Origin of the sequence: Amycolatopsis sp. TNS106 (assembly GCF_019330265.1) — a bacterium.
Classification (GTDB): Bacteria; Actinomycetota; Actinomycetes; order Mycobacteriales; family Pseudonocardiaceae; genus Amycolatopsis; species Amycolatopsis lurida.
On record NZ_CP024972.1, the window covers coordinates 1,661,448 to 1,674,658 of the forward strand.

Consider the following 13,211-nt stretch of genomic DNA (forward strand, 5'->3'; position numbering starts at 1 on the left):
GTCGTCACAGATCGGTGGCGACGATCTTTTCGATGTTCCTTTCCGCCAGCGCGGTAATGGTGACGAACGGGTTCACCGAGGTGTTCCCCGGAATCAGTGCGCCGTCGATCACGTAAAGGCCCGGATAGCCGTGGAGTCTGCCGTAATTGTCGGTCGCCTTGCCGAGCACCGCGCCGCCGAGCGGGTGGTACGTGAGATGGTCGCCCCAGATCTTGTACGTGCCGAAGAGGTCGGTCCGGTAGATCGTGCCTTCCTTGGCATTGATCTTGTCGAAGATCGTCTTCGCCATCTCGATCGACGGCTGTTTCCACGCGGTCTGCCAGTCGAGGTCGACCCTGTTCGCGCTCGGGTTCCAGGAGAAGGTCGCGCGGTGGGGGTTCTTGGTGATCGACAGGTAGAACGACGCGTAGGTCTCGATGCCGGTCGGCAGGGGCGCGACCTCGGCGAACGCGCCGCCCGCCGCCCAGTTGTCGATACCCGCGGTGGGGATGGAGGACTGCAACGCCCCGGTGGCGTCCCACATGTGGTTGGCCCGCCCGCACATGACGTTCCCGTTGTCGCCCCAGCCCTTGCCGACCTCGGTGCTGAGGTCAGGCAGCGCACCGGTGGCCCTGAGCTTGACCAGCAGTTTGCTCGTGCCGACGCTGCCCGCGGCGAAGAACACCTTGTCCGCGGTGACGGACTTCGTCGCCGTCACGGTGCCGCCGGTGTCGAGCTGTTCCATCACCACGGTGTACCCGCCGCCGGACGCGGGTGTCACGGAGGTCACGCGGTGCAGCGCCGAGATCGTCACCCGCCCCGTCGCCTTGATCCTCGGAAGATAGGTCTGCTGCAACGACTTCTTTCCGGCGTTGTTGCCGTAGAGGATCTCCCCGGCCAGCGCTGACCTCGGAACCGTGCCGGCCTGTTCCTTCTTCATGTAGTCCCAGTCGTACACGTCCGGGACGAACAGGAACGGGAAACCGGATCGCTGCGCGTGTTTCCGGCCGACTCGCGCGTACTGGTAGCACTCGGCGGTCTCGAACCAGTTCTGGTCGATGGTGGCGACGCCGAGACCCGCGTTGGCGCGCGGGTAGTAGACGCCGTACATCTCGTCGGCGTTCACCGTCGGAAGGACGGATCCGAAGTTCTCGCGCTTCGGCGTGACGGCCATGCCGCCGTTCACCAGTGAGCCGCCACCGACGCCGCGTCCCTGGTAGACGGTGATGCCGCTGAAGTCCTCGGCGTCGAGAATCCCGGTGTGGCGCGGGACGTCCTTGTCCAGCGGGAAGCCGAGGAAGTTGCTCAACGGCTGCTTGGTCCGCGTCCTCAGCCAGAAGGAGCGGTAGTCGGGTTTGGTGGTGTTGGCGAAGATCTTGCCGTCCGTGCCCGGCGTGTCCCAGGCCATGCCGAGTTCGACGAGATGGACGTCGACGCCCGCCTCGGCGAGCCGGAGCGCGGCGACGCAACCGCCGTATCCGGAACCGACGACGAGGGCCGGGATTCGGGCGGCGTCGGCGATCGAACTTTTCGCGGAAGCGGTCCCGCCGAGGGCAGCGGCCCCCAAGATAGAACCAGTTCCTGCAATAAAGAGGCGGCGGGATAACTGTCCGGAAGCGCTACTCCGCATGGCTTCGTCGCTCACGTGATCTTCCTCACCGTTGAGGGATTTAGAACAAGTTATACCTGCGGCTATGCCGGGTGGCAATAAAGCCGGCAGATAGGCCACTATGTACAGCTGTGGAGTCCACTCGAGTTGATCGCTGGCTGTGGGCCGTCCGGCTGACCAAGACGCGTCCGGACGCCGCGGCGGCATGCCGTGGCGGCCATGTCCGCGTGAACGGCAAACCGGCCAAACCCGCGACCACGGTCGTGGCGGGTGACGAGGTGCGCGCGCGGGTACACGACACGACGCGGATCCTGGAAGTGACGCGAGTGATCCAGAAACGGGTAGGTGCCGCCGACGCCGCGACCTGCTTCATCGACCGGACGCCCGCGCCGCCGCCTGAGGCCGCCATTCCGGTCGCGCGGCGGGAGCGGGGCGCGGGACGCCCGACGAAGCGGGAGCGCCGCGTGCTCGACCGGTTCCGTTCGGGCGAGGCCTGAACAACCCGGCAGTGGATCGTGCCATTCACATACGTGGACATGATTCACATCCGTTGACGGCCGACAGGGACGTGAACTATAAAGACGGGGTCCGGGTGTACACGCCGCAACACCTTCCGTCAGTCCGTCACGGAGGTTTCGGGTGTCCCGAAAAAGTCCTCTTCGCCGAGCCGTTCTCCCGGCGGTCGCCGCCGTGGTCGCCACCGCCGCGCTGCTGCAGGTACCGCCCCAGGTGGCGGACGCGGCGCCGGGTCCCGGCGCGCTGCCCGGCCTCGACCTCGGAGCGGCCAACCGCCGCGCTCCGGTCGCGGGGCTCTACGACTGGTCCAAGGCCGGGTATCGCGCCGGTGCCGCGCTGCCCGGCTCCGGCGAAGTGAATCCGAACGCCACCTGCCAGGTCACCGCGGCCGAACTGGCGAGCCAGTACAACGTCGCACCCGACGACGGCGCCGACGACACGAACGGGATCCAGGCGGCGATCGACGGGATCAAGAGCGCGTGCTCGTCTTCCGGGAGCTACATCAAGCTCAGCACGATCACGTTCCCGGCGGGCCGGTTCGACGTCACGCACGAGATCCACGTCGACGCCGACTACCTGATCCTGCGGGGTGCGGGCAAGGACGCCACGAAGTTCGTCTACAAACCCGACGCGAACACCCTCTACGACACCCTCACCCCGGACGGTTCCGACTGGGACGAGGACGGGATGACCTCGGGCGCGGGCAAGGGTGGCTGGTTGTGGCCCGGTCGCGGGCTGTTCCGGGTCCAGTCCAGGGGAGTGCACACGTCCTACTCCGGAGACCACGCCTCGGCGCCCGCGAACCGCAAGGACATCTTCGAGGGCACGATCAACGTCCATTGGAAGGCCGGGGTGAAGCTGCGGGGCAAGCCGGGTGACACCGCGTTCGCCGCGCGGACGGGGGATAAGGTCGTCCACCTGGCGAGCAGCGGCGCGCTGACGTCGCTCGCGGCCGGGAACCTGGTGAACATCAGGGCGGCGAACTCGCGGAAGTTCTACGAGCAGCAGCAGGCGACGCCGACCACGTTCCCGTTACTGAACATGCACATGCGCCAGCAGATCTTCACGATCACGGCGCTCGACACGTCCGCGCGCACCATCACCCTGGACAAACCGCTCGAGTACGACGTCCCGGTGAACTCCACTTCCGACGGTTCGAGCCCGATCGACGGCGCCACCTACGACTCGAAGGCGGCACCGCTGGTCGACCCGGTGCTCGGTGTCGGGTTCGAGAATCTCGGCTTCACCCAGGACATGCCTGGCCTGAACCCCGCGGAGGCGAACAACAACTACGGGAACATGGCGCCGGCCGCGGAGATGCACGGGATCGTCTTCAAATGGGCGGCGAACTCCTGGGTCCGCGGTATCCGCGCGGACATGACCGGATCGCATCCGATCGTCACCGAGGAGGCCAAGAACCTCCAGATCGTCGACAACGAACTCCACGGCTCGTGGAACAAGGGCAAGGGCGGCAACGGCTACTTCCGCGGCTCCCGGGTCTGGGATTCGCTGTACGCGGGCAACACCTCCACCCTGCTGCGGCATTTCACCTTCCAGTGGTCCGCCGCGGGCAACGTCGTGATCGGCAACTCGTTCGACTCCGACCTGAACCTCCACGGAGGCTGGGAACGCAACAACCTGTTCGAACTCAACACGGTCAAGGTTCCGTACGCGCACCGCTCCGGGAACTGCCGGGCGAACTGTGGTGAGGAGGGCGGCGGCGGTCCCGACGACTCGAACTGGTTCCCGATCTGGTGGGGCGCGGGCAAGAAGGCGGTCAAGTGGTCGGGCGCTTCCGGCTACCGCAACGTGTTCTTCAACAACGCCATGACCAAGCAGCTCGCGGACAACGGCCCGTATAACGACTTCTACGCCGACCGGCACCGCGTCTACTCCTTCGGCTGGGACGGCACCACGTACAAACACCTCGACATCGGCGGCACACCGATCGCCGATTGGGCGAAGAACGAGCAGCGGGACTACACCGGCGGCCACGGCGTCGACGCGACCAAGACCGACGCCTCGTCGTCGCTCTTCCTGAAGTCCGTCGACGGCACTCCACCGACCTCGCCGACTTCACCGTCTTCGACGACGACTCAGACCCCGAGCGCGTGCCTGACCGCGACGTTCACCCGCAAGTCGGTGTGGGACAGCGGCTACGGAGGTGGCTTCACGGTCACCAACACCTGTTCGGCCGCCGTCGGGTCGTGGGCGGTCGAGTTCGATCTGCCCGCCGGGACGACGGTCACCGGTTCGTGGAGTTCGGTGCTGACCAGGACCGGGCAGCACTACCGGTTCGGGAACGCGGCCCACAACGGCAGCGTCAAACCCGGCGGCACGGCGACGTTCGGCTTCAACGCCGCCGGTCAGGGACTCCCGGTCGCGTGCTCGATCGCCGGAACGAAATGCGGAGGCACGGAATGACGAGGAAACGACTGCTCGCCGCGATCGCGGCCACGGCGTCGGCGGCGGGCCTGTTCGGCGCCGTCGTCACCGCCGAGGCCGCGGCGCCCAGCCTGACCGCGACCTTCGCCCAGAGTTCGACGTGGGACAGCGGGTACGGCGGCAAGTACACGCTGACCAACGGGGGCGACGCGAACAGTACACAGTGGACGATCGAATTCGATCTGCCCGAAGGCACCTCGATCACGACGTCGTGGAGCTCGGCGCTCACCAGGACCGGCCGGCACTACAAGGTCACCAACGCCGGCTTCAACGGCACGATCAAGCCCGGCGGCACCGCGTCCTTCGGTTTCAACACCACGGGGCTCGGCCTGCCGACCGGCTGCACGATCAACGGCAGTCCGTGCGGGGGAGGTGCGCCGAGCACCACGACGACCCCGCCCACCACCACGACCACGAGCGAACCGCCGACGACGACCACCAGCGTTCCCGCGGGAGACGTGGTCGACGTGAGCACGGCGGCGGAGCTGCGGGCCGCGCTGGCCGCCGCGAGCCCCGGCCGGACCATCCGGCTGGCGGCCGGAACCTATCGGGGTTCTTTCGTGGCCACGAAACCCGGCACGGCAGGCGCGCCGATCACGGTGACCGGGCCGTCGACGGCGGTCCTGGTCAACGACGGCCCGTCCGGCGAGGCGCCGTCCTGCCCGGCGCCGACCGCGGGCTGGGACTCCGGGTACGGCTTCTGGCTCTACGGAGCGCCGTACTGGCACCTCAAGGGTTTCACCGTGCAGGAGTCGAAGAAGGGAATCGTCGCGGACGACTCGCACCACACCGTGATCGAAGGCGTGCGGGTGCACCGGATCGACGAGGAGGCCGTGCACTTCCGGCGCTCCTCGGCGGACAGTGTCATCCGCGATTCGACGATCAGCCACACCGGTCTCGTGCAGGCGGGTTACGGCGAGGGCGTCTACCTCGGCTCGGCGAACTCCAACTGGGCGTGCCACGGCAACTCCGGCGGGGTCGACCGTAGCGATCGGATCCAGGTGCTCGACAACCACATCGGACCGTACGTCGCCGCGGAGGCCATCGATGTCAAGGAAGGCACCGTGGACGGTGTGATCCGGGGCAACACCTTCGACGGCCAAGGGGTTTCCGGGCAGAACTCGGCGGATTCCTGGGTCGACGTCAAGGGATCCGGGTACGTGATCGAGGGCAACACCGGCACCTTCGCTTCGCCGGGGACGTTCGCGAACGGGTACGAGACGCACAATCCGGCGACCACCCCGTCGTTCCCGAACGGGTGCGGGAACGTATGGCGGGACAACAAGTCCGATCTCGGCGGAGTCGGCCAGTACGCCATCAAGATCTCGTCGACGTCGAAATGCTCGGATCGGCCCAACGTCGTCCACGCGTCCAACACCGTGTCGAGGGCGGTGAACGGGCTGACCAACATCCCCGTCACGCCTTGACGGACGCCGGTGACGGGGGCGGCGCGGCCCCCGTCACCGGCGGGTCAGTCCCGGACCGCGGTGATCGCGACGGTGGCGTAGCGCACGGTGAACCGTCCGCCCATCCTGTCGATCGCCGCGCCGACTTCAGCGAGGATCTCTTGTCGCACTGTGGATTCGACCCAGGTGAGCGAACCGAACGTCGGAAGCTGGTCGAGCCATTCGTCCCGGGTGTAGACCCGGTCCCAATCGTGGCGGCTTCGTTCCGGTTCGCCGAACCCGCCCGCTTCGCGCAGACCGTCGGCGACCTTCACGATGAGTGGCCCGTACGGGTCAGAGGGCTGTTTCGGCACGCTGTCGAGATCGATCGGGGAATCCGGCACGAGCCGCCGGTAAGCGTCCGCCAAGGCGTTCGCGACCTCTTCCGGCGGTTCGGGTACGTGCCAGAACGCGGCCAGGAGTCCGCCGGTCCGTAGTGCTTCGGCGGCCTTGGCGGCACCCGCCACCGGGTCGACCCAATGCCAGGCCTGTCCGGAGACGAGCAGATCGAACCGGCGCCCGGCGGGCTCCCAGTCCTCGAACTTCGCGACCTCCACGTCGATGCCGCTCCTGCGGGCGAACTCGGCCATCCGGGCATCCGGTTCGACGCCGAGGACGTGACAACCCGCCGCCTGGAACTGGCGCGCTTCGATCCCGGTGCCGGCGCCCACGTCGAGGACGTCGCGGCCAGGAGCGGCGGCGAGGAGGTGACCGATGAGTTCCGGGGGATAGGCGGGCCGGGTCCGGTCGTAGCGTTCGACGTCCGTGCCGAAGGATTCCGCGGCCTGTCGATGGCGGTGAGGCTCTTGCCCCAAAGGTAGAGTGGGCATGCGCCCACCTTAAGTGGGCACCTGCCCACTCGTCAACGCAAGGGAGTCGTATGCCGACCGGGGTAGCCCTGCGCGCCGTCCGCGCACAGTTGTTCGACGCGGCGGAGCGTGTCTTGCTGCGGGACGGACCGAGCGGGCTCACCAGCCGCGCCGTGACCACGGAGGCGGACTGCGCGAAAGGCGTCCTGCATCGGCATTTCGACGACTTCGACGGATTCCTGGCCGAGTTCGTGCTGGACCGGATCGAGAAGCTGGACGAGAAGGGGCTTCGGGAAGCCATCGGTACCGGAACGGTCGTGGACAACCTCACCTCGGCGCTCACCGCGGTGTTCGAGTCGGTCGCGGTCGCGATCGTCCCGCTCGTGATCTTCCGCGACGAGCTGCGTGCCCGGTTGCGTCGCGAGTGGCCTGCCGGTGTCCCGGTGCTGACCCAGGCCGCCGTGATGATCGGTGGCTACCTCGACGCGGAACGGGCACAGGGCAGGATCGCGGCGGACGCCGACGTCGAAACCCTCGCGGCCACGCTTATCGGCGCGACGCATCTGCTCTACGCCGACCGCACCGCCCCGGCGCCGGAGGCGGCGCAGGTGCGGAAGGTGGTGGAGACGGTGATCGGGACGTAACTCGCGTGATCGAAGGCGTAACTCACGTGATTGGAGACGTAACTTCGTGTGCTGCCTCTGATCACGCGAGATACGCCTTCAATCACGCGAGATACGTGTCTGATCACGGGCAAGCGAAAGGGCGGCGAGTCCTCAGTGGACTCGCCGCCCTTTCGGTAAATCAGGACTGCGCGGCGGTGACGGTGTGCCGCAGCAGCAGCGACGTCGTGACCGGGCCGACACCACCGGGGACCGGCGTGATCGAACCGGCGATCTCCTCGACTGCGGCCTGGTCGACGTCGCCGACGAGCCCGCCTTCGGGAGTCGGGTTCGTGCCGACGTCGATCACCACGGCACCGGGCTTGACGTGGTCCGCGCCGACGAAGTGCGCGCGGCCGACGGCAACGACCAGGACGTCCGCGGTCTTGGTGACCGCCGCGAGGTCCTTGGTGCGGGAATGGCAGACGGTGACCGTCGCGTGCTCGCCGAGCAGCAGCAGCGCGGCCGGCTTGCCGACGATGGTCGAGCGGCCCACGACGGTGACCTGGGCACCGGAAAGGGCGACCTGCTCGCGCTTCAGGATCTCCAGCACCGCGGCGGCGGTGGCGGGCGCGTAGGTGGGGAGGCCCGCGGTGAGACGGCCGAGGCTGACCGGGTTGGCGCCGTCGACGTCCTTGGCCGGATCGATGTGCGCGCCGACGTCGTCGAGCGTGACACCTTCGGGCAACGGGGTCTGGCAGATGATGCCGTGGACCGACGGGTCCGCGGAAAGCTTGTCGAGTTCGCGGGTGACGTCCTCGCCGGTCGGCTTCTCGAGCTGGACCACGCGGCAGTCGACGCCGACCTTCTTCGCGGCGCGCTCGATCGAGCGCACGTACCAGGCGGTGGCGTCGTCGTCGGTCGGCACGAGCACGGCGAGCGTCGGGGCGGTGCCCGATTCGCGGAGCTTGGCGGCGGTCTCGGTGACCTCGGCGGTGATGGCGGCGGCGATCGCGCGCCCGTCGATCAAGGTCATCGGGCGAGCCTTTCGCGAACCTGGGCGATGAGGGCGTCGGCGCGCCCGGCGGCGGGGGTGTACTCCGTGAGGCGGGCCTCGGTCTCCTTGCGGAGCTGCTCGTCCGCCATGGAAGCGAGGTTGACCTCGACGTTGACCACACCGGATTCGAGCGCGGACTTGGCGGACGAAGCCGCGACCGCGATGTCGGAGATGACGTTCGTGTTGGCGCCTTCGAGGATCGAGGCGGCGACGTCGATGACCTCGGCGGCGAGGGCGGCCGTGCGCAGCGGGACTTCGGCGGCGCCGACCAGCGCGGCCTGGATCGCGGCGGTGCGTGCCTGCTTCTCCTCGTCGGTGGCCTTGGGGAGCTTGTACGCGGCGACCACGGCGTCGAACGCGGCGGCGTCGTCGGCGGCGAGGCCAAGCGCGCGCGTCCGGAGGTCCTCGGCCTTGGCGAGCGCCTCGGTCATGGTGGCCTCGTGCTCGGCGTACTTCGGCTTGCCGATGGTCAGGTTGCACACCATGGAGACCAGGGCGGCACCGACCGCGGCGTTCATCGCGGCACCCGCGCCACCACCGGGCGTCGAGGCCTTCGATGCCAGCTCGTCGAGCCACTGACCGACCGGTTGAGCCTCCACGCGATGTTCCCTTCCCGCTGGTTTTGCCGTCGCGCCGAAGCCTACCCGGGGCTTCCCGGGCAGCCCGAAGGCCACCTTCGCGACGATCGACGTCGGCGAGGGTGGCCTCCGGCCGGCGGGGTCAGGACCGCTGGTACTCCTCCCAAGTGAGCTTCGGCGTGACGGCGGGGCCGTCGTCGGCACCCCGGCCGGCGAGGCCGTTGTAGCCGAGGTAGTAGTCACCGGCCTGATGCTGCGCGCCCGACGACAGGTCCGGATCGGACAGTGCGATGGCGTGGATGTGGTAGGCGAAACCCTGGGCCGGGGTCCGGACCCAAGCCGCGAAGCCCACCTGCCGCAGCTTCCGGGCGACGTCGGTCCGCGTGGTCGAGGACATGCCCTCGACGCCGATGTCGAGCGCGCCACCACCGTCGTGCGTCCCGGCCGAAGCGCCGACTCCGCCGGGGTTGTACGAGCCCTGCGTGATGGTGAGCTGCCTGCCGAGCAGGCCCTCGGCCTTCACCAGCATCGCCTTGGTCCGCGTGTTCATCGTCTTGCCGTGGTAGGTCAGGCGGCTACCCGCCGAGACCACCGCGGTGACGGTGTACCGGCCCTCGCCCAGCTTCTCGAGCGACGTCTTTCCCGGCAGGCCGGAGGCGTCGAGCCCGGTGTAGCCCAGCGACTTCTGGTAGCTGGAGTACGCCGTGATGGTCGACGTCCCGAAATGGCCGTCGACGTACTGCTGGGCGAGCAGTCCCTTGTCGGCCAGCGCCTGCTCCACCAGCACCACGCTGTCCTTGGCGCCGGGGGTCAGCGCGCTGTCGGCCCGGCGCGGGTCGATCTGCGCTGCCTTGAGCACTGCTTCCATGCTGGCCGTTGGCAACGCGGTCACTTCGGCGCCGGCCGGTGCGGCGGCCACGCCGAGGGAGAGCGCGGTCGCTGTCGCGAGCACGGCTACCTTGGTCAACAATTCCTGCCTCCTGAGCGGATTCGGTTGTCCGGACAGCATGGGCAGGGTGAATACAAGGGCCGTACAAACGAACTTCTCCCGGGTCTTTGTCGCCCGGTCGGGTGTCACTCCGGCGAAATCGGAAGCGAGCTGATAAGACTTCCGGTGGACGCCGAAAGGTCGAGACCGACATGGTGCTACGTACTCAGCCACCCTCAAGGGCTCATCTCAGACTGCTCGCGGCGGCGGACTCGGGCCCGCCGGCGCGAGGCCGTGACCGGTACGGCGAGATCCCCGACCGGCGGCTCGCGGCGATCCTCGCCGCGGAGGACGTGGCCGAGGAGCACGGGCTGAGCGCGCACGTCCGGACGACGTGTTACGTCCACCGCGGCTGGGTGCATCAGTGCATTTCCGACCCCATGCACGTCCTCATCGTCACCGGGCATCGCTGGTGCCGCCGCTGCGATCGCACGGTCGAAGTCCGGGTCGACGAGACCTTCCCCGGTGCGGTCGAGCTCTTCTGCGACGGCTGCGGTGTCCCGCCGGACACCGTCGCGAACCGTGAGGTCCTCCTGGCCTGCCGGACCAGTCTGAGCGCCATGTACGGCGGGGAAGCGTCGACGCTCTACGTCGTCCCGGACCGCTGACCGGCACCCGTTCGCACCGCCAGAGGAAACCGAACGGACGAGTCGCCTTGCGCTGTCCGGCGCACTCAGTGGTTTGGACCACCAGTGTTACCGAAGCGTGATCTGGACATATCGCACGGACGGCTACTTTGTTGTGGCGCGCAACGAATTGTTTCGCCCGTGGATTTCCAACGCCGGAGGTGTCACGACGTGAACCGGATCCTTGTGCTGTCCCCACGGCGGAAAGGGGTTCGTGGCGTGCTCGCCGCCGGCCTTTCCGCACTCCTGATCGCGATCGGGCTGGGCGGTGCCACCGCCGCGGCCGCCGACTACAGCCAGACCGCCGCCTCCCTGAACGCGAGCCAGGCACAGTTCTCCTTCACTCCGTCGACCACCGCGCGGTACGTCGACATCCACTACACCGGCGTTCCGGGAGTGGGGCAGCAGAACGTCCGCATGACCGACAACGGCGGCACCTGGCGGCACACCGTCGGTTCGCTGTCGGCGGGCACGGTGCTCGACTACTGGTTCACCTACGAGAAGAGCGGGCCGCAGTACGACACCCCGCACTTCACGTACACCCACGGCGGCAGCGGCACGACCGTCGCCTCACCGACGTTCGATCCTCCGGGTGGCAGTTACCCGAGCGCCCGCTCGGTGACGTTGTCGAGCGCGACCGCGGGCGCGACGATCCGGTACACCGTGGACGGATCCACTCCGACGGCATCGTCCACTGTGTACACCGGGCCGATCACGGTCTCCGCCACCTCGACGATCACGGCGATCGCGCTCAAGTCCGGCTCGGCGAACTCCCCGGTGGCGTCGGCGAGCTACACGATCGGATCGACACAGGCGACCTGTCCGGCCCAGGCAGAGGTCCCGGACTTCGGCCCGAACGTGCGGATCTTCGACCCCGGTATGTCGGCGTCGACGATCCAGGCCAAGCTCGACGCGGACTTCAATGCGCAGAAGGACACCCTGACCGCGCAGTTCACCGAACGCCGGTACGCGCACCTGTTCAAGCCCGGCGCGTACAACGGCATCCACGACAACGTCGGCTACTACACCTCCGTCGCGGGGCTCGGGCAGAACCCGGGCGACGTCGTGATCAACGGCGACGTGACCGTCGACGCGTTCAACGAGTCGGACAAGGGGGTGGCGCTGCAGAACTTCTGGCGTTCGGCCGAGAACCTGGCCGTGGTCCCGAGTAGCGGCTCGACCCGCTGGGCCGTCGCGCAGGCGGCGCCGTTCCGCCGGATGGACATCCGCGGCGGGCTCCAGCTCTACCCGGCCAGCTACGGGTTCGCCAGCGGTGGCTACACCGCCGACAGCAAGGTTTCCGGGCAGACCGCGTCGATCTCGCAGCAGCAGTGGTACACCCGGGACAGCAGTTACGGCAGCTGGGACGGCGGGGTCTGGAACATGGTCTTCTCCGGCACCAGTGGTGCTCCCGCGAACACCTTCCCGAACCCGCCGGAGACGACGCTCGGCACCACGCCGGTGTCCCGCGACGTCCCGTACCTGTACCTCGACGGCTCCGGCAGGTACCGCGTATTCCTGCCTTCGTTGCGCACCAACGCTTCCGGGCCGAGCTGGGCCAACGGTGGCACCCCGGGCAGCTCATTGCCGATGAGCCAGTTCTACGTGGTGAAGGCGGGGGACACGGCGGCGTCGATCAACACCGCGCTCTCCCAGGGCTGCAACCTGTTCTTCACTCCGGGCGTCTACCACCTGAACCAGACGCTCAACGTGACGAAGGCGAACACCGTCGTCCTCGGCGTCGGCTATCCGACCCTGGTCCCGGACAACGGTGTCGACGCCATGAAGGTCGCCGACGTGGACGGCGTCCGGATCAAGGGCCTCCTGTTCGACGCCGGGACGACCAACTCGCAGTCGTTGCTCACGGTCGGCCAGGCGGGCTCGACGGCGAACCACTCCGCGAACCCGACGACCCTGCAGGACGTGTTCTTCCGGATCGGCGGCCAGATCGCGGGGAGGGCGACGAACAGCCTGATCGTCAACAGCCGGGACACGATCATCGACCACATCTGGGCGTGGCGGGCCGACCACGGCAACGCGGGCACCTACGGCTGGACGGTCAACACCGGTGACACCGGGGTGGTCGTCAACGGCGACAACGTGCTGGCCACCGGCCTGTTCGTCGAGCATTACCAGAAGTACCAGGTGATCTGGAACGGCCAGAACGGCAGGACGATCTTCTTCCAGAACGAGATCCCGTACGACGTCCCGGATCAGGCAGGCTGGAGAAGTCCCAATGGGCTCAACGGGTACGCCGCGTACAAGGTGGGGGACAACGTGACCTCCCACGAGGCGTGGGGCCTGGGCAGCTACTGCTTCTTCAACGACAACCCGTCGGTGAACCTGTATCACGCGTTCGAGGTGCCGAACCGCGCCGGCGTGCGGTTCCACAACATGGTGACGGTCTCGTTGAACTACAAGGGGACCATCACCCACGTGATCAACGACGCCGGGGCGGTGACGCCGCCGGACACACGGCCGAGCAACCTGGTGAGCTACCCGTAACGCTCGTCGCCTGAAGTACGTGAAGCCCCCTTCACTGCGCTAGACGCAATGA

General features: G+C 67.9%; 11 protein-coding genes. 6 read left to right on the forward strand and 5 right to left on the reverse strand.

The window, feature by feature from the left end:
• Positions 1-4 precede the first annotated feature (4 nt).
• Positions 5-1,546 carry a GMC oxidoreductase gene (locus tag CVV72_RS07475; RefSeq protein ID WP_219151675.1) on the reverse strand — a complete coding sequence of 514 codons (1,542 nt, stop codon included), beginning with the start codon at positions 1,544-1,546 and terminating at the stop codon, positions 5-7.
• Between the two features lie 173 nt (positions 1,547-1,719).
• On the opposite strand from CVV72_RS07475, the gene CVV72_RS07480 reads away from it, so the two are divergent.
• The 3 genes from CVV72_RS07480 to CVV72_RS07490 all read left to right on the forward strand — a co-directional run bounded on the left by CVV72_RS07480 (position 1,720) and on the right by CVV72_RS07490 (position 5,976).
• A complete protein-coding gene (locus CVV72_RS07480; RefSeq protein WP_219151676.1) occupies positions 1,720-2,085 on the forward strand; it encodes an RNA-binding S4 domain-containing protein in 366 nt (121 codons plus the stop codon).
• Between the two features lie 142 nt (positions 2,086-2,227).
• On the forward strand, positions 2,228-4,528 hold the full coding sequence (locus CVV72_RS07485) for a cellulose binding domain-containing protein (protein WP_255632570.1): 2,301 nt from the start codon (positions 2,228-2,230) through the stop codon (positions 4,526-4,528).
• Positions 4,525-5,976, forward strand: a complete 1,452-nt coding sequence (locus tag CVV72_RS07490; protein ID WP_219151677.1) for a cellulose binding domain-containing protein — start codon at positions 4,525-4,527, stop codon at positions 5,974-5,976. Before CVV72_RS07485 ends, CVV72_RS07490 begins: the two co-directional genes overlap by 4 nt.
• 44 nt (positions 5,977-6,020) lie before the next feature.
• Here the strand turns inward: CVV72_RS07490 and CVV72_RS07495 are convergent, their stop codons facing one another.
• Positions 6,021-6,824 carry a bifunctional 2-polyprenyl-6-hydroxyphenol methylase/3-demethylubiquinol 3-O-methyltransferase UbiG gene (locus CVV72_RS07495; protein ID WP_219151678.1) on the reverse strand — a complete coding sequence of 268 codons (804 nt, stop codon included), beginning with the start codon at positions 6,822-6,824 and terminating at the stop codon, positions 6,021-6,023.
• 50 nt (positions 6,825-6,874) lie between these two features.
• Here CVV72_RS07495 and CVV72_RS07500 point away from each other — a divergent pair, with 50 nt between their 5' ends.
• Entirely contained in the window at positions 6,875-7,447 is a 573-nt protein-coding gene (locus CVV72_RS07500) for a TetR/AcrR family transcriptional regulator (protein WP_219151679.1), read from the forward strand.
• A gap of 160 nt (positions 7,448-7,607) precedes the next feature.
• On the opposite strand, the gene CVV72_RS07505 is transcribed toward CVV72_RS07500, so the two are convergent.
• From CVV72_RS07505 to CVV72_RS07515, 3 genes are all read right to left on the reverse strand, one after another.
• Positions 7,608-8,441, reverse strand: a complete 834-nt coding sequence (locus tag CVV72_RS07505; RefSeq protein WP_219151680.1) for a bifunctional 5,10-methylenetetrahydrofolate dehydrogenase/5,10-methenyltetrahydrofolate cyclohydrolase — start codon at positions 8,439-8,441, stop codon at positions 7,608-7,610.
• Complete coding sequence (locus tag CVV72_RS07510) at positions 8,438-9,061, reverse strand: cyclodeaminase/cyclohydrolase family protein (RefSeq protein ID WP_034318628.1); 624 nt, start codon at positions 9,059-9,061, stop codon at positions 8,438-8,440. Before CVV72_RS07510 ends, CVV72_RS07505 begins: the two co-directional genes overlap by 4 nt.
• Before the next feature lie 121 nt (positions 9,062-9,182).
• On the reverse strand, positions 9,183-10,010 hold the full coding sequence (locus CVV72_RS07515; protein WP_219151681.1) for a peptidoglycan-binding protein: 828 nt from the start codon (positions 10,008-10,010) through the stop codon (positions 9,183-9,185).
• A gap of 170 nt (positions 10,011-10,180) precedes the next feature.
• Here CVV72_RS07515 and CVV72_RS07520 point away from each other — a divergent pair, with 170 nt between their 5' ends.
• Both CVV72_RS07520 and CVV72_RS07525 read left to right on the forward strand, forming a co-directional pair.
• Entirely contained in the window at positions 10,181-10,636 is a 456-nt protein-coding gene (locus CVV72_RS07520; protein ID WP_219151682.1) for a hypothetical protein, read from the forward strand.
• 189 nt (positions 10,637-10,825) lie between these two features.
• The gene (locus CVV72_RS07525; protein WP_219151683.1) at positions 10,826-13,159 is read left to right on the forward strand and encodes a chitobiase/beta-hexosaminidase C-terminal domain-containing protein; all 2,334 of its coding nucleotides are present in this window, start codon (positions 10,826-10,828) and stop codon (positions 13,157-13,159) included.
• Positions 13,160-13,211: the final 52 nt, after the last annotated feature.